The sequence below is a fragment of the Nocardioides daejeonensis genome, assembly GCF_003194585.1.
In the GTDB taxonomy this organism is placed as follows: Bacteria; Actinomycetota; Actinomycetes; order Propionibacteriales; family Nocardioidaceae; genus Nocardioides; species Nocardioides daejeonensis.
On sequence record NZ_QHKZ01000004.1, the window covers coordinates 452,111 to 467,462 of the forward strand.

Consider the following 15,352-nt stretch of genomic DNA (forward strand, 5'->3'; position numbering starts at 1 on the left):
CCTTCCGGGCCCGCGTCGGGGGCGGGCGGGTCATTCGTGGCGTGCGCCGTCGGCGTACGACGAGAAGACGCAGAACGACACGAACGGGTTGCATGCCCCGAATCAGGCAAGGCTCCGGATCCGGACGACGAGCACGCTGCCGAGAGCACTGACCGCGGCGGCAACCAGATAGAGGGAGGAGTAGCCGAGGCCTGTCCCCAGGACGCCGGCCGCGACCACAGGTGCCAGCACCTGCGGCAGGGCGTTGGCGATGTTGATGACGCCGAGATCCTTGGCCCGGTCGGCGTCGGAGGGCAGCACCTGGGTGATCATGGCGAAGTCGACCGCTGTGTAGGCGCCGAAGCCGACCGCGAGGACCACCGCGCCGATGAGCGCCAACGCCCAGGTGTCGGCGTACGCGAGGAGGGCCAGCGCCGCCGCCGCGATCAGTCCGGACCAGATGACGAACGGCTTGCGCCGCCCGATCCGGTCCGACCAGTAGCCGCCGACGATCGCGGTGAGGATCGTGACGACGCCATAGATCAGTGTCAGCCAGAAGACGCCCGACTCGGCCTCCTTGGAGGAGAGGCCGATGGCGTCCTTCAGGTAGTAGAGGAGATAGAGCAGGAGCAGCGCATTGCCCAGGTTCATCAGGAACCGGGTCAGCCACGCCCAGGCGAAGTCCGGGTGCTGACGCGGCGAGATCCAGAAGGAGCGCACGAACGTACGCCAGACGAACGGCGCCCGGTCGGCAGGGTCGAGCGCGAGGTCGCGGCTGTCGAGAAGGTACGGCAGCGAGGTCAGCACCAGTACGCCGGCCACCGCGAGGTAGCCGGCCGCGATGCTGCCGGTGGCCGCGGCGAGACCGGAGCCTACGACCACGCCGAAGGTCTGCGCGATCGCCAGCCAGCCGCCCACCGCGCCGCGTTGGATCACCGGAACCTGGTCGGGCACGGTGGCGGTGATCGCAGCCAGCATCGCGTTCAGCGCCGCTTGCGCGAGGGCCCAGGCCAGCACCATCAGCCAGACCGTTTCGGCGATGGAGAGCAGCAGCATCGCGACCACGCCGCCGGCGAGCCCGCCGGCGACCCAGGGGAGGCGCCGTCCGACGCGCAGCGTGGTCCGGTCGGAGAACGCGCCCCACAGCGGATTGAGCACGGTCGAGACCAGCGCGCCGACGCCGGTCACCAGCGAGAGCACGCCCTCCTTGTGTTCGGGGCTGATCGCCTCGGCCTGTTGCGCCAGCAGCACCTGGATCGGCCCGAAGAACCCCGACCAGACACCGATGCTGATCAGCGACAGCCAGAGCACCCAGAGCGGCGCGACCCGGGTGACGGGCCGAGCGGAGACCGGCGTCGAGTGGTTCATCGGGACCGCCGGTGCGCGGCGATCGTGTCGGCGTACCAATGGAAGCTGCTGCGCGGGGTGCGCACCTGCGTCGCGTAGTCGACGTGCACCAGGCCGAACCGCTGGGTGAACCCCTCGGCCCACTCCCAGTTGTCGGTGAGCGACCACGTGTAGTAGCCGCGTACGTCGACACCCGCCTCGATCGCCGCGGCGATGGCGCCGAGATGCTGGTCGAGGTAGTCGATGCGGAAACGGTCGTCGATCGCCGACCAGCTGGTGCCGTTCTCGGTGATCAGCACCGGCGGCAGGTCCGGGTGCCGCTCCTTCAGCAGCACCAGGATCTCGCGCAGGCCGTCGGGCACCACCGGCCAGCCGAACTCGCTGGTCGGATAGCCGGCCAGGTCGTAGTAGTCGAAGGGCAGCTCGGAGCCTTCGGTGGCGCGGCGCACTCCCATCGGGTTGTAGTGGTTGACGCCGTAGAAGTCGAGCGGCGCGGCGATGGCCTCGAGGTCGCCCGGTTCGATCGGCAGCAGGTCGCCGAACCCCTCGGGATAGGCCCCGGCGAGCATCGGCTCGGCGAAGAGCCGGTTCCACAGCACGTCCATCAGCTCGCCGGCTGCCACGTCGGGCTCCTCCGCCGATGCGGGCCAGATGGGCGCATGGTTGTTGGCGGTGCCGACGGACGCCGCGTCGCGTTGCCGGAGCTCCGCCACTGCCAGGCCGTGCGCCAGGTTGAGATGGTGGGCGACGGGGAGGGCGTCGAAGAGCAGCGCAGCACCGGGCGCGTGGGTGCTGAGTGCGTGGCCCAGCAGCGTCACCATGTTGGGCTCGTTGACCGGGATCCAGTGGGCCACCCGGTCGGCGAGCCGGTCGGCCATGAGTCCGGCGTACTCCGCGAACCGGTACGCCGTGTCCCGGTTCAGCCAGCCTCCTTCGTCCTGCAGGGCCTGAGGGAGATCCCAGTGGTAGAGGGTGAGCATCGGGGCGACGTCGTGGACGAGCAGGTCGTCGACCAGCCGGTCGTAGAAGTCGAGACCGGCGGCGTTGACGGGTCCGCGACCCGTGGGCTGGATCCGCGGCCAAGCGGTCGAGAACCGGTAGCCGTCGAGCCCGAGCTCGGCCATCAGCGCGATGTCCTCGCGGCTGCGGTGGTAGTGGTCGCAGGCGACGGCTGCGGTGCTGCCGTCGACGATCCGACCGGGCTCCGCGCTGAACGTGTCCCAGATGCTCGGCCCCTTGCCGTCCTCAGCGCTCGCGCCTTCGATCTGGTGGGCGGCGCTGCTGGCACCGAAGCGGAACTCACGCGGAAGGGTCCATGACATGGCGGTCATTGTGCCGTCGTGTGGCCCTTAGTGGGGCCAGTTCCCTGGGGAGAACCCCCTTCGTCCACAGGAGCCTCGGTCGCGCTGGGCCCGCCCCGGGTAGGGCGGGAGGGTGACGGGTATGGAGGCACCCCTGGTCATCACCGGCGATCCGGAGCTCGGCGACGAGCTCGTCCGACTCTGTGCGGCGGCGGGGGTGGCACCCGTGGTCGCCTCTGATGCGACGCGTGCGCTCACGGGCTGGGGCGGGGCTTCCGTCGTGCTGGTCGGTCTCGATCTCGTCGAGGAGCTGGCCGCGGTCGCTCCGCCCCGGCGCCGGGCCGCCCACCTGCTCGCGCACGGCCCGGTGCCCGATCGTGCCTTCCGGCACGCCGTCTCCCTGGGGCTGGAGGACGTCGCCGAGCTGCCGCGCTCCGAGGAATGGCTGCTCGAGGTGCTGGCTGATGCCGCCGAGAGCGAGGTGCGCGCGGGGCGGGTGGTCGGACTGATCGGCGGTGCGGGCGGCACCGGCACCACCACCTTCGCCTGTGCGCTGGGCCTGACTGCGGCACGCCGCTCGTCCACGGTGCTGCTCGACCTCGATGCCCAGGGTCCGGGCCTCGACGTCGTGCTCGGGATCGACGAGGTCAGCGGGCTCCAATGGGAGACGCTCGGGCAGACGACCGGTCGGCTCGCAGCTCGGTCCTTCCGGGAGGCGCTGCCCCGGCGCGACGGACTCGGAGTGGTGACCTGGGCGCAGGGCAAGCCCCGTGCTCTCGCGCCCTTCGCCGTACGAGAGACGCTGGCGGCGGCGGAGCGCGGGCACGATCTCGTGCTGCTCGACCTGCCCCGTCATCTCGACGGTGTGACCGACGAGATGACAGCGCGCTGCGACCGCCTCGTGGTGGTGGTCCGCGGCGACCTGCCGGGTCTCAGTAGCGCGACGCGCCTCGTGCACGGTCTGCGGGAGCGGGGGCCGGTCTCGTGCGTCCTCCGAGGCGGTGGTGAGGTCGACGACGTGCAGCGGCTGCTCGGGGTCCCGGTGCTGGCCCGGATACCGCAGCAGCGTGGGCTCACCGAGGAGATCGACCTCGGTCGGGGTCCGTTGCGCTCCCGTCGTTCGGGCCTCTCGCGCGCGGCTGCCGACGTCCTCGATCTGCTGACCGGGCCGCGACCGTGACCGAGCAGGTCGTCGCCGAGCTGGCCGCCCTGGTCCGCGACCGGCTTGCCCGGGGAGGGGAGGCGGTCACGCCGCACCTGGTGGCCGAGACGCTGCGCGCCGACGGGCGCCCGGTCGGCGATGCCACGGTGCTGGAGGTGCATCGGCGTGTGCAGGCAGAGGTCGTCGGTGCCGGGGCGCTGCAGGGACTGCTTGCGGAGCCCGGGGTGACCGACGTGCTGGTCAACGGCCCGGGCGCCGCGTGGATCGACCGGGGGCGTGGCCTGGAACGACGTTCGGTGGAGCTGGCGGACGACGCCGCGGTGCGACGGCTAGCGCAACGCCTGGCGGCGCTCGGTGGTCGCCGCCTCGACGACGCGACGCCGATGGTCGACGTACGCCTGCCGGACGGCACCCGCTGCCACGCGGTGCTGCACCCGGTCGCTCGCACAGGTACGACGATCTCCCTGCGGGTGCCCCGGCCGGCCGGATGGAGCATCGAGGCGCTGGCCGAGCACGGCGCGCTCGTGCCCGACGCGGTGGCGCTTGTGCGCCGGGTCGTGGCGGCACGGGCTGCCTTCCTCGTCTCCGGCGGCACCGGTGCCGGCAAGACCTCCCTGCTCTCCGCCATGTTGGCGGCGGTTGCGCCCGAGGAGCGCCTGGTGGTCGTGGAGGACTCCGGGGAGCTCGAGCCCCGTCATCCGCACGTGGTCGCGCTCGAGGCGCGGACCGCCAACATCGAGGGTGGGGGTGTGGTCAGCCTGCAGACGCTGGTGCGCCAGGCGCTGCGGATGCGACCCGACCGGGTGGTGGTCGGCGAGGTGCGTGGAGCGGAGGTGGTCGACCTCCTGGCAGCACTCAACACCGGTCACGAGGGCGGTTGTGGCACGGTGCACGCCAACTCCGCAGCGGCGGTGCCCGCGCGCCTCGAGGCGCTGGGTATGACTGCTGGACTGGGGCGGGAGGCGCTCCACAGCCAACTGGGCTCCGCACTCGATCTGGTGCTGCACGTGACGCGCGACCGGGGGACGGGCCGGCGCCGGCTTGCCGAGGTCGCGGTGCTGCGCAAGGACGGCGCGTTCGTCCACACCGAGACCGCGGTCCGGTTCGCGGCCGACGGACGGGTCGCCGAGGGCCCGGGGCTGGATCGGATGGCGGCACTGTTGGAGGCGAGGTGATGGTGCTGGGTGCCGCGCCATCAATGCTTGAGGCCCTCGGGTGCGAAGGCACGGCGGATGGCGCGTGGTGCGTCGGTGTGGCGATTGCCGCGGTCGTGCTGGTGACGACGGCGCCCACGATCGCCTTCCGACGCCGCCGGGGGAGGTGGGCGGTGGTCGCCGGCGCGGTGGTCGTCCTGTGGATGGCGGCCACCGGTGCCGGAGCGCGGTTGATCGTGCCCGGAGTGGTGCTCAGCCTCCTCGTCCTGGTGGCGTGGCGATGGCGGGCGCGGGCCCGTCGAAGGCGTCGGGCGGTGGAGGTTGCCGCCCGGGTCCGCGAGTGCTGTGAGTCGCTCTCCGGCGAGTTGGCAGCAGGTCTTCCACCCGGACCGGCGTTGGAGGCGCCGCTGGCCGTCTGGGCGCCCTGGCGTCAGGTGACCGCCGCCCATCGGGTCGGTGGTTCGGTGCCCGATGCGTTGCGCCAGCTCGCCTCCGCGCATCCGGGTGCCGGCGATCTCCGTCAGGTTGCGGCTGCCTGGGAGCTCACCCAGCATGCGGGTGCTGCGCTTGCGGAGTCGTTGGCGGTCGTCGCCGGCGACATCGCGGAGAAGCAGGTCACCCGCGCACTGGTACGGACCGAGCTGGCCTCCGCTCGCTCGACGGCGCGGTTGGTGGTCGTCCTCCCGGTGCTCACGCTCGCCGTCGGCAGTGGCAACGGCAATCCGGTCGGTTGGCTGCTTGGGTCGCCGGGCGGATGGCTGTGCCTGGCTGCCGGAGGTGGGTTGGCGGTGGCCGGGCTCGGCTGGATCGAAGCCATCGCCACCGCTGTGGAACGGGAGTCGGGGTGAGTCTCCTGGCCGGCTGCTGCCTGGCGCTCGCTCTCCTGGTCGCGTGGCCGTCCCGCTTGCGGCCGCATCCGCACCCTCCTGCGCCGAGGGGCGAGTCGCAAGACCGCGGTGGGTTGCTCGTCTTGGGGGTGGTCGGGGTCGTGACGGCCGCGATGACTGTTGTGCCGGGTCCGCTGAGCCTGCTGGTCGCGGGCGTGGGAGCGACGCTGACCTGGCGGGCCCTGCGCCGGGCCGAGCCTGTGGCGGAGCGGCGCCGGCGTGAGCAAGTGCTCCGGGAGCTGCCTGACGTCGTACGCCTGCTGGGGGTGGCGCTGGCCAGCGGTGCCTCCTCGTCCGGCGCGGTCCGGATGGTCGGACACGCGCTTCCGGGGCCGGCTGCCGACGCGGTGGCCAACGGTGAGCGACGCCTCTCGCTCGGTCTGCCGTGGCAGGGCGGCGAGTCGGGGCTCGACGATCCGGGTTTCCAGCGGCTGGGACGCGCCCTCACCCGTTCCGCCCGCTCGGGAGCGCCGGTGGCTGCAGCAGTCGTACGGCTGGCGGCTGAGCTGGCCTCCGAACGACGTCTCCGGGTGGCCGATCGTGCCCGCACCGTCGGGGTGCGCGCGGCGCTCCCCCTGGGTCTCTGCCTGCTCCCGGCCTTCCTGCTGCTCGGGATCGTGCCGGTCGTCGTCGCCTCCCTGCGCTCGCTGCCGTGGTGAGACCGCTCCTCGATCAGCGGTCCCCAGGTGGACCGCTCTACGCGCGCGCTCATGTTGAGAACGGCCCCCGTCCACAGGACGGAGTCGATCGGATGCGCCACAAGCCTCGGCGACCGACGCTGGAGAGGCCCGGCAGCGGCCGGGCACTCCACTCCGAGGAGGAGGGAGACGAACGAGTGAGGAGTTCACGGATGGTGAAGGACGAGAAGGGCATCACGACCGCCGAGTACGCCGTCGGGACGGCTGCGGGAGCCGGGCTGGCCGGGGTGCTCTACCAGCTGGTCACCGGTGGCTTCGGCGATCAGATGCTGCGATCGATGTTCAGCCACGTGCTCGGGCTGCTGGGCATCGGATGACCGATGACGAGCGCGGCGCGGTGACCGCGGAGACGGCGCTCGCCCTCCCGGTGCTGGTCGGGCTCACCCTCGTGATGGTCTGGATGGTCGCCTTCGGCGTCGGCCAGATGCGCACCACCGATGCAGCCCGGGAGGCGGCTCGGGCGCTGGCGCGTGGGGAGTCCGAGGCCCAGGCCGCCGCGCTCGTCGCCGCCGTCGACCCGGGTGCCACGATGCGGGTCCGGATCGACGGAGATCGGGTGGTGGTCACTGTGACCCGAGCCGTGGCGGGTGCGCTGGGAGTGTTCGGAGGTCTCACCGGCACGACGCGCGCCACGGCCACCGCAGCGCTCGAGGAGACCACGCAGAGCGCTCCCGGACAGTCGCCATGAGGGTGACGAGGAGCCGGATGCCTGGTGGATGCGGGCGCCTCCTCCCGGTGGCCGCGCGAGGTGGCGTCGGTCGTGGGAGCCAACGGGAGCGGGGTGCCGCGAGCCTGCTTGCCCTGGCATTCGTCGGGGTCATCGTGATGATCGGCATGGGTGCGCATCTCGTGGTCGCCGTCGCGGCCGCTCACCGGGCCGCGCAGGGCGCGGCCGACTTGACGGCGCTGGCGGGTGCCGACCGTTGGCAGCGGGAGGCCGATCCCGCCTCTGCCTGCGCCGCGGCGAGCGCCGTCGCCGCCAGCAACGGCGCCGCCCTGCTCAGCTGTGAGGTGCGGGGAGAGGATCTCCGGGTGCTGGTCCGGGTCGAGGGCCCGCGCATGTTCGGTCACGCGTTCGAGATCACCGGCCGGGCACGGGCCGGGCCTGGGTGAGCGCGATCGAGGGAGTCGCGACTCCCAGGATCCGCAGCCGTCCGCGTTTCGAACGCCCCCGCCAGGGGGCAGAAGTGTCGCGACCAGTCGAGCGATCCGCCCCGGGTTGCCGTCGCCATGAGGAGCAAGCACATGTCTCGGTTCGTGAAGTCCTGCCTGGCCGCCGTCGCCACCACGACGCTGGCGCTCACCCTGACCACCGCGCCGGCGGTCGCGGCGCCGTCGGTGAAGAGCAAGGTCACCTTCGACACGTTCAAGGTCAAGGAGAGCACTGTCGTCTTCGGCGGCAAGGTGAAGGCCAAGAAGGCCTTCTGCGAGAAGGGCCGCAAGGTCGTGCTCCGCCAGATCGACGACGGGGTCAAGGTCGGCACCGACAAGACGAACAAGAAGGGCGTCTGGAAGGTGGAGTTCAACCAGTCGGTGGTCGGGCCCGGCGTCTTCCAGGCGACTCTCGCCAAGAAGGTCGTCAAGGTGAAGGGCAAGAAGGTCGTGTGCAAGGCGGCCAAGAAGAAGTTCGACGCCGAGCAGTCGTGATCGTGCGCCGGTCCTGAAGCGCAGCGCCCCTCACCTGGCGGCAGCGTCGATGAACGACGCTCCCACCAGGTGGGGGACCGCCGGGCTGACGGCGTACTCCGCCGCGATCTCCACGTCCTGCGCGAAGCCGCGCTCAGCCAGCTCGCGGCCCGACGCGCACGCGTTCATCTGTTCGGCCAGTCGCGGTCGTACGGCGGTGAAGGCGTTCGCGGCGATGTGCGCCTCCGGGGAGAGCAGGTCGTCGCCCAGCGCGGTCGCCAGCCCGGTCAGGACGGCCCCGGCCCCCCAGAGGTCCTCCGCAGCCGGACGCAGGCTCCCGTCAGGCCATTGCTCGCCTGCGGCGATCACCACGACGGTGCCGCGGGGACCGAGCCTCTCGGCGATGTGGCTGGCTGCGGCTCCGGCATTGCGCAGGCAGGCGCCGATCACCGCCGCGCCGCTCTCGGCGTAGTCGGCGCTGATCCGCGAGCCGTTGGGACTCGGCAGCACCAGCCGGTCGACCCCGGTGGCCTTCATGAGCGAGACCGGCGAGAGCGAGATGTGTCGGGCATCTCGCAGGCTCAGTGCCTCGAACCGTCGCACGGCCAGCGCGGCGCCGTGCCGGAAGGCGAGCTCCTTCGCGCTCGTGTCGTAAACGGGATGTGGGAAGACCTCGATGCCACGCTCGACCGCGATCGTCAGCGCCGTGGTGAACGAGAGCACGTCGACCACCACAGCGATATCGGCGGGCACCTGCTGGGCACCCTGCGGGCCCCAGTCGAAGCGGATCCGGTGGGACGCCTGGGCATGCGGGGTGGGCTCGGTCACGGACTCAGTGTGCCCGCCCCGCCAGCAGGACCTCCAGAAGACGTAGCGCACCGTCCTTGTCGAGCGGGTTGTTCTGGTTGCCGCACTTCGGTGACTGGATGCAGGAGGGGCAGCCGCTCGGGCACTGGCACGATGCGATCGCTTCGCGGGTGGCGCTGAGCCACGAGCCGGCGACCGCGTATCCGCGTTCGGAGAACCCCGCGCCGCCCGGGTGCGCGTCGTGGACGAAGACCGTGAGCTCTCCGGTGTCGGGATGGAGTGCGGTCGAGACGCCGCCGATGTCCCAGCGGTCGCAGGTGGCGAAGAGGGGCAGCATGCCGATCGAGGCGTGCTCCGCGGCGTGGGCGGCGCCCGGCAGGTCGGCGGCTGCGAGCCCGGCCTCCTCCAGCACGTCGGTCGGCACGGTCCACCACACCGATCGGGTCGGGAGGGTGCGCTCGGGCAGATCGAGCGGCTCCTCGCCGATCACCTCCCCGGAGGGCACCCGGCGTTTGAGGAACGCGACGACCTGGTGGGAGACCTCGACCGAGCCGAAGGAGAGACGGCATCGGCCCCAGCGAGTGTGCGTCTCCTCCTGCAGGATCCGGATGTCGATCACTTCACGCGCCGAGGTGCTGTGCTGCACCTCGGTGCGCTCGATGACCGCCACGTGCTGCTCGAGGTCGAGCTCGCGCACCAGCCAGGTCTCGCCCAGGTGGAGATAGACAGCACCTTGGTGTGCGGTGCCGTGGGCCGCGCCCGCGTCGACCGTGCCCACCACCCGACCGGTGCTTCCGTCGACCAGCGAGTAGGCCGCTCCACCCGTCGAGCGGATGTCGGCCAGGTCGCAGGCGCGCCGGTTGTCGGTCCAGTAGTAGCGGTCTCCGCGGCGGCGCAGCATCCCAGCCTCCGCCAAAGCGTCCGCGCCGGCCGCAGCGCCGGGGCCGAAGATCTCCAGCTCGGCGCGCTCGAGCGGTTGCTCTTCGGCGGCCGCGCACAGGTGGGGGCCGAGCACGTAGGGGTTGCCCGGATCGAAGACGCAGGCTTCGACGGGGCGGCCGAGCAGGGTCTCGGGGTGGTGCACGAGGTAGGTGTCGAGGGGGTCGTCGCGGGCCACCAGCACGCCGAGCGCGTCGGCACCCCCGCGACCGGCGCGCCCCAGCTGTTGCCACATCGCTGCTCGCGTGCCGGGGAAGCCGGCCAGCACGACGGCGTCGAGTCCGTGTACGTCGATGCCGAGCTCGAGCGCATTCGTCGCGGCGATCCCGAGCAGGTCGCCCGAGCGCAGGCGCTGCTCGATCGCCCGGCGCTCCTCCGGCAGGTAGCCCCCGCGGTAGGGCGCCACGCGGCCCACCAGAGCGGCATCCACCTCCGCGAGGCGATCGGACACAGCGGCGGCGACCGCCTCGACGCCGCGCCGGGAGCGGACGAAGGCGAGGGTCCGGGCCCCGTCGATGACCAGGTCGGTCATCAGATCGGCGGTCTCGGAGCTGGCTGCGCGGCGTACCGGCGCCCCGTTCTCGCCGCCGTGGGAGACGAAGGGTGGCTCCCAGAGGGCGACGGTGACCCGGCCACGGGGCGAGGCGTCGTCGGTGACCGCGCGGTGGGGGAGTCCGGTGAGCCGCTCGGCGAGATCGCCGGGTTCGGCGACCGTGGCGGAGGCGAGCACGAAGGTGGGGTGGGCGCCGTGGGCGGCGCAGACACGGCGCAGTCGACGCAGCACGTGGGAGACGTGGGCCCCGAAGACGCCGCGGTAGTGATGACACTCGTCGAGCACGACGTAGCGCAGGGACCGCCAGAATCCGCGCCAGCGGGCGTGGCCGGGCAGCATCGACAGGTGCAGCATGTCGGGGTTGGTGAGGAGGTACTCGGCATGGTCGCGGCACCACTCGCGCTGCTCACGGCTGCTGTCGCCGTCGTGGGTCGAGGCACGCACGCCGAGGCCGAGCCCCTGGATCGCGGCAAGCTGGTCCTGGGCCAACGCCTTGGTCGGCGCGATGTAGAGGGTGCTCGCCCCGCGCTCACCGCGGGCGCCGCGAGCGGCCAGGGCAGCCCCGAGCGCCGGCACCTGATAGCACTGCGACTTGCCCGAGCCGGTGCCGGTGGCCACCACCACATGCTCGCCGCGATGGGCCGCCGTCATCGCCTCGACCTGGTGGAGCCAGGGCTCGGCGACCCCGCGTGCCTCGAAGGCTGCGCGTACCTCGGGATGCACCCACGTCGGCCAGGGGCCGGTGTGCGCGGGCCGCTCCGGAAGCTCCTCCAGGTGGGTCAGTCGCTCCGCCCGGGCGGGGGTCAGCAGCCGCTGGACCATGTCCCGAGGAGGGTGGACGCGGAGGTCGGCGAGGGTCACGTCGACCAGTGTCGCAACTACCACCGACACTTGCCGCGTTGACCGGGACCATGCGCTCCGGCCGTGCGCATGGTTTGATATTCCTCGGGCACGGGGCAGTTCGGGCGCCCCGTACTACGGTGACCGACCGGTCACGATGAAGGGGAGACGGTGGACCTGACTCTGGAGATCCGCGAGCACGATGGTGTCACCATCGTCGCGGTCGAGGGTGAGATCGACGTCTACACCGCGCCCAAACTCCGTGACGCGCTGACCGAGCTCGTCGCGGGCGGCACCTATCACCTGGTGATCGACATGGAGGGTGTGGAGTTCCTCGACTCCACCGGACTCGGCGTCCTCGTCGGGGGGCTCAAGAAGGTCCGTGCCCACGACGGCTCCCTGCGCCTGGTGTGCACGCAGGAGCGCCTTCTCAAGATCTTCCGGATCACCGGCCTGGCCAAGGTCTTCGCGATCCACGACACGACCGACGCCGCGCTCGCCGGCTGATCAGCCCGGGCTCGCCTGCGGCGACCGGATCCGGAGCAGCGCCACCGCCATCATCCCGCTCATCGCGCCGCCGAACAGCAGGAACGCCGTACCCAGGGAGGCGCCGGCGGCCAGCGCTCCGAACCCGCTCATCGCGGCTGGCATGAGCACGTCGTCACCCAGCCGCTGCATCGACGCCAGCCTCCCGAGGTACGCCGGGGCGACGGTCCGCATGAAGACCGCGGAGAGCAGCACGGAGGCTGCGCCCGCGCTCACCCCGATGAGAAGGCAGGCGACCATGGCAGCAGGGAGCCGAGGCAAGGCCAGCAGCATGATCGCGCCGCCCTGTACGACCAGCAGCACGAAGCCCCAGCGAGCCTCCTGGCGCGGTCGGCGCCGGATCATGGTGGCTGCGGCGCACAGCGCACCGCCGGCGACACACGCCTCGAGTGCCCCGAGCCAGCTGGCGCCCCAGCCCTGCTGGCGCACGAGCAGTGCGCTGCCGAGGCCGAGCGCCGGGCCGACCGCGAGGTTGAGCCCGGAGAGCGTCAGCACCAGGACCCGCGCGGTGGGGTCGCGCCGCAGGTAGCCGAAGCCGTCCAGGATGCTGCGGAGCACCGGCAGCTCCCGGGTGCGGGGAAGCGGGATTCGGAGGCGCAGCACCAGCGTCAGGTAGCTGAGCACTCCGACGTAGGTCACCGCGTTGGCCAGCGCGCTCGCGGCCAGGCCGCCCGCAGCCACCAGGCCGCCACCGAGCGCGGCCCCGGCCATCGTCCCGAGTCGCGTGACCGTCTGTGCTGCCCCGGAGTACGCCGCGAGGTCGTCGTCGACGACCAGCTGGCGTGCCAGGGTGGCCGAGGCAGGCTCGAAGAGGGCGTCGCAGCAGCCGAAGCCCACCGCGACGGCGATCAGCAGGGGCACCGAGACGCCTGGGCCCAGGGCTCCGGCGAGAGCTGCCGCGAGGACGGCGAGTCGCGCCAGCGTCACGGAGATGAGCACCTGCCGGGTGGGTTGCCGGTCCGCGACCGCTCCGCCGAGCAGCAGGAGGAGGGCGCGCGGCACGGTGCCGGCTGCCACGATCAGACCGGCGACCCCGGGCGAGGCGATCTGCACCGCTGTCCAGGCGAGGGCCAGGGTCCAGGCCGCGTCCCCCGCGTCCGAGAGCCCTTTGACGGCCCACCATCCGTGGACCATCCGGTCCCGGGCGAGTGGCGGCACGAGGACGGTCACGGACGGGACGGGAAGCCGTAGGCGAAGGCGAAGACCGGCTGCCGTCGCTGCCCGTCGTCGGTGTCGATCCCCTCCCGCCACGCCCGCCAGGCCTCGAGGAGCGCCTCCTGGAGGCCGGCGAGCTCCTCAGGCGTGGCCTGAGCAACGAGGTCGACGCTGAACGCCGCGCGGCGCCACGCCGCGGGCACCGCTGCCTCCTGGCGCTTCCAGGCCACCCAGCGGTCGGTGTGGTGCTCGAGGTTGACCCGCTCGGCCGCCTTCGCCTGCATGTGGTCGGCGGGGCTGTCGGCGAAGTCGTCGGCTGACCAGCTGAACGACTCCCGCACCAGTCGCCACCAGCTGGTCCGGCCGTCGGTGGCCAGCTCGGGAGCCGGTACGACGACGCCCACCCGCTCCAGCATCCGCAGGTGATGACTGATGCTGCCGACCTGTTGCCCCAGCTCCCTGGCCAGGGTGCCGACCTGAGTGGGGCCGTAGAGGTAGAGGTGGTGGACGATGCGCCGACGAGCCGGGTGGAGCACTGCGCGGAGCGTCTCGATCGAGGTCATGCGCGCACGCTAGGTGCCCCGTTCCTGATCGACAAGGTCTCTTGTATATCTCGCTCTCGCGAGCGATGAGGTCACCAGTCCACGCTGATCCGGGCCGGTTCCAGTCCCTGGATCCGCGCTTCGTACCGGACTCCGGTTGAGTGATGGCAGGACGTTGCCCGGGACGTCCTGCGGGGTGGTTGCTCGGGCGACCAGGTGGTAGGACGTTGTCGGGACGTCCTGCGAGGTGGTTGCTCCGGCGACCAGGTGGCAGGACGTCGCGCCCCGAGCGCACGTAGATTTGCCTCGTGAGCAACGACTTCGTGCCCGCCCTGCGGGAGGCCCTGGACTCTGCCGGCTACACCTACGCGCGAGTCGCCGACCTGTTGGGGGAGACCGCGCACACCGCCCTCTCGCGCAACGAGACGGTGCCGGGGCTGCGGCGTACCCGCGGCGGGAGCCCGCTGGAGACGCTCACTCGACTCTTCCTGCTGCAGACTCCGGTCACGGTGTCGGAGGCCGAGCAGGCACTGCCCGGGCTGGTGGACCGGCTCTGCAACGAAGGGCTGCTGGAGCAGAGCATCGGCGAGGTGGCCGCGCGGATGGACATCCGTCCCTACGCCACCGACGACGAGGACCTGTGGGTGGTCAGCGATCTCACCCCGGGCCTCGACGGCACCCCCAACCGGGTCGGTGCCGACCACGTCCTCGGCATCTCCAGCGCAGCCACCTCGCTGGCTCAGCTCACCCTCCGGCACCCGGTGGGACGCGCCCTCGACCTCGGCACCGGCTGCGGGGTGCAGGCGCTGCACCTGGCGCGCCACAGTGATCAGGTCGTCGCCACCGACATCAACAAGCGCGCACTCTGGATGACCGAGCTCAACGCCCGACTCAACGGGATCCGGCCCGGCCACATCGACGTCCGTGACGGCTCCTTCTTCGAGCCGGTGCGGGGCGAGACCTTCGACCTGATCGCGACCAACCCGCCGTTCGTGATCTCCCCGGCCACCGACGAGCGCCTGGTCTACCGCGACTCGGGACTGCCCGGCGACCGCGTCGTCGAGGACATCGTGCGTGCGGCCCCGGCCCTGCTCAACGAAGGCGGCTGGTGCCAGATCCTCGCCAACTGGGTGATCCCGGCCGGCGGCGACTGGCAGGAGCGACTCTCCGGCTGGATCGCCGACTGCGACGCCTGGGTGGTGCAGCGCGAGGTGATCGACCCGGCGGGGTACGTCGAGCTGTGGCTCAAGGACGCCGGCGTCCAGGGCACTGCCGACTACGTACGGCGCTACGACACCTGGCTGGAGTGGTTCGAGCGGCAGGGCATCGCCGGTGTCGGCTTCGGCTGGATCAACTTGCGGCGTACCGACAGCACGCCGACGTTGCGCCTGGAGGAGTGGCCGTACGACGTCGAGCAGCCGATCGCCCCGGCCATCGACGCATGGGGCGACACCGTCGACGACCTGCGTGGTCTGACCGACGCGGTGCTCCTCTCCGCCCACCCGGTGCTGCGGGCTGACGTACAGCAGGAGACGTTCGGTGCTCCCGGTGCCGAGGACCCGGCGACCGTGGTCCTCCGCCAGCAGCGGGGCCTGCGTCGCGCCCGCCAGGCCGACACCGTCGAGGCTGCCTTCGTGGGGGCGTGCGACGGGGAGCTGTCGGTGCAGCAGGTGCTGACCGCGATCGCCTCCCTCCTGGAGCAGGAGCCGGCAGCCCTGGTGGCCGAGCGCCTTCCGGTGGTGCGTGAGCTGCTGGCCGACGGATTCCTCGAGCTCTGAGCGGCAGCCTGTTCGCCAGGACGATTCCCCTTCCTCAC

Annotated in this window: 16 protein-coding genes; 10 read left to right on the plus strand and 6 right to left on the minus strand. The window is 72.0% G+C overall.

Annotated features, from left to right (window positions below; translation table 11 throughout):
* Window positions 1–102: 102 nt before the first annotated feature.
* Window positions 103–1,347, minus strand: a complete 1,245-nt coding sequence (locus tag DNK54_RS13285; RefSeq protein ID WP_110207428.1) for an MFS transporter — start codon at window positions 1,345–1,347, stop codon at window positions 103–105.
* Complete coding sequence (locus DNK54_RS13290) at window positions 1,344–2,648, minus strand: GH1 family beta-glucosidase (protein ID WP_338036277.1); 1,305 nt, start codon at window positions 2,646–2,648, stop codon at window positions 1,344–1,346. Before DNK54_RS13290 ends, DNK54_RS13285 begins: the two co-directional genes overlap by 4 nt.
* A gap of 121 nt (window positions 2,649–2,769) precedes the next feature.
* Between DNK54_RS13290 and ssd the strand changes: the two genes are divergently transcribed.
* From ssd to DNK54_RS13330, 8 genes are all read left to right on the plus strand, one after another.
* Entirely contained in the window at window positions 2,770–3,807 is a 1,038-nt protein-coding gene (ssd, locus tag DNK54_RS13295) for a septum site-determining protein Ssd (protein WP_110207430.1), read from the plus strand.
* Window positions 3,804–4,964 carry a TadA family conjugal transfer-associated ATPase gene (locus DNK54_RS13300; RefSeq protein ID WP_110207431.1) on the plus strand — a complete coding sequence of 387 codons (1,161 nt, stop codon included), beginning with the start codon at window positions 3,804–3,806 and terminating at the stop codon, window positions 4,962–4,964. The genes ssd and DNK54_RS13300 overlap by 4 nt, the downstream gene beginning before the upstream one ends.
* A gap of 77 nt (window positions 4,965–5,041) precedes the next feature.
* Window positions 5,042–5,791 (plus strand): type II secretion system F family protein, encoded by a 750-nt coding sequence (locus DNK54_RS13305; RefSeq protein ID WP_110207432.1) that lies wholly within the window; start codon window positions 5,042–5,044, stop codon window positions 5,789–5,791.
* 152 nt (window positions 5,792–5,943) lie between these two features.
* Window positions 5,944–6,489, plus strand: coding sequence for a type II secretion system F family protein (locus DNK54_RS13310; RefSeq protein ID WP_162602452.1), 546 nt, complete (start codon window positions 5,944–5,946; stop codon window positions 6,487–6,489).
* A gap of 191 nt (window positions 6,490–6,680) precedes the next feature.
* Window positions 6,681–6,845, plus strand: coding sequence for a DUF4244 domain-containing protein (locus DNK54_RS21495; RefSeq protein WP_239460081.1), 165 nt, complete (start codon window positions 6,681–6,683; stop codon window positions 6,843–6,845).
* Window positions 6,842–7,216, plus strand: a complete 375-nt coding sequence (locus DNK54_RS13320; protein ID WP_110207435.1) for a TadE family type IV pilus minor pilin — start codon at window positions 6,842–6,844, stop codon at window positions 7,214–7,216. Before DNK54_RS21495 ends, DNK54_RS13320 begins: the two co-directional genes overlap by 4 nt.
* Window positions 7,217–7,233: 17 nt before the next feature.
* Window positions 7,234–7,641, plus strand: a complete 408-nt coding sequence (locus DNK54_RS13325; RefSeq protein ID WP_110207436.1) for an Rv3654c family TadE-like protein — start codon at window positions 7,234–7,236, stop codon at window positions 7,639–7,641.
* 132 nt (window positions 7,642–7,773) lie between these two features.
* Window positions 7,774–8,175 carry a hypothetical protein gene (locus DNK54_RS13330; RefSeq protein WP_110207437.1) on the plus strand — a complete coding sequence of 134 codons (402 nt, stop codon included), beginning with the start codon at window positions 7,774–7,776 and terminating at the stop codon, window positions 8,173–8,175.
* 30 nt (window positions 8,176–8,205) lie between these two features.
* On the opposite strand, the gene DNK54_RS13335 is transcribed toward DNK54_RS13330, so the two are convergent.
* Together DNK54_RS13335 and DNK54_RS13340 are read right to left on the minus strand one after the other, a co-directional pair.
* Window positions 8,206–8,982, minus strand: a complete 777-nt coding sequence (locus DNK54_RS13335; protein WP_110207438.1) for a 2-phosphosulfolactate phosphatase — start codon at window positions 8,980–8,982, stop codon at window positions 8,206–8,208.
* A 4-nt stretch (window positions 8,983–8,986) separates the two neighbouring features.
* Window positions 8,987–11,314 carry a DEAD/DEAH box helicase gene (locus DNK54_RS13340; protein WP_338036278.1) on the minus strand — a complete coding sequence of 776 codons (2,328 nt, stop codon included), beginning with the start codon at window positions 11,312–11,314 and terminating at the stop codon, window positions 8,987–8,989.
* Between the two features lie 150 nt (window positions 11,315–11,464).
* Between DNK54_RS13340 and DNK54_RS13345 the strand changes: the two genes are divergently transcribed.
* Window positions 11,465–11,800 (plus strand): anti-sigma factor antagonist, encoded by a 336-nt coding sequence (locus DNK54_RS13345; protein WP_110207439.1) that lies wholly within the window; start codon window positions 11,465–11,467, stop codon window positions 11,798–11,800.
* Here DNK54_RS13345 and DNK54_RS13350 read toward each other — a convergent pair whose 3' ends face one another.
* Together DNK54_RS13350 and DNK54_RS13355 are read right to left on the minus strand one after the other, a co-directional pair.
* The gene (locus tag DNK54_RS13350; RefSeq protein WP_204164588.1) at window positions 11,801–13,009 is read right to left on the minus strand and encodes an MFS transporter; all 1,209 of its coding nucleotides are present in this window, start codon (window positions 13,007–13,009) and stop codon (window positions 11,801–11,803) included. It abuts the gene before it with no gap.
* Window positions 13,006–13,557 carry an ArsR/SmtB family transcription factor gene (locus DNK54_RS13355; RefSeq protein WP_110207440.1) on the minus strand — a complete coding sequence of 184 codons (552 nt, stop codon included), beginning with the start codon at window positions 13,555–13,557 and terminating at the stop codon, window positions 13,006–13,008. Before DNK54_RS13355 ends, DNK54_RS13350 begins: the two co-directional genes overlap by 4 nt.
* Window positions 13,558–13,844: 287 nt before the next feature.
* Here DNK54_RS13355 and DNK54_RS13360 point away from each other — a divergent pair, with 287 nt between their 5' ends.
* Entirely contained in the window at window positions 13,845–15,314 is a 1,470-nt protein-coding gene (locus DNK54_RS13360) for a DUF7059 domain-containing protein (protein WP_239460082.1), read from the plus strand.
* Window positions 15,315–15,352 lie beyond the last annotated feature (38 nt).

Coding starts and splice junctions, on each gene's coding strand:
- DNK54_RS13325 (WP_110207436.1), top strand. CDS start 7,234: ATGCCTGGTGGATGCGGGCGCCTCCTCCCGGTGGCCGCGCGAGGTGGC.
- DNK54_RS13320 (WP_110207435.1), top strand. CDS start 6,842: ATGACCGATGACGAGCGCGGCGCGGTGACCGCGGAGACGGCGCTCGCC.
- DNK54_RS13290 (WP_338036277.1), bottom strand. CDS start 2,648: ATGTCATGGACCCTTCCGCGTGAGTTCCGCTTCGGTGCCAGCAGCGCC.
- DNK54_RS13310 (WP_162602452.1), top strand. CDS start 5,944: ATGACTGTTGTGCCGGGTCCGCTGAGCCTGCTGGTCGCGGGCGTGGGA.
- DNK54_RS13285 (WP_110207428.1), bottom strand. CDS start 1,347: ATGAACCACTCGACGCCGGTCTCCGCTCGGCCCGTCACCCGGGTCGCG.
- DNK54_RS21495 (WP_239460081.1), top strand. CDS start 6,681: ATGGTGAAGGACGAGAAGGGCATCACGACCGCCGAGTACGCCGTCGGG.
- DNK54_RS13330 (WP_110207437.1), top strand. CDS start 7,774: ATGTCTCGGTTCGTGAAGTCCTGCCTGGCCGCCGTCGCCACCACGACG.
- ssd (WP_110207430.1), top strand. CDS start 2,770: ATGGAGGCACCCCTGGTCATCACCGGCGATCCGGAGCTCGGCGACGAG.
- DNK54_RS13355 (WP_110207440.1), bottom strand. CDS start 13,557: ATGACCTCGATCGAGACGCTCCGCGCAGTGCTCCACCCGGCTCGTCGG.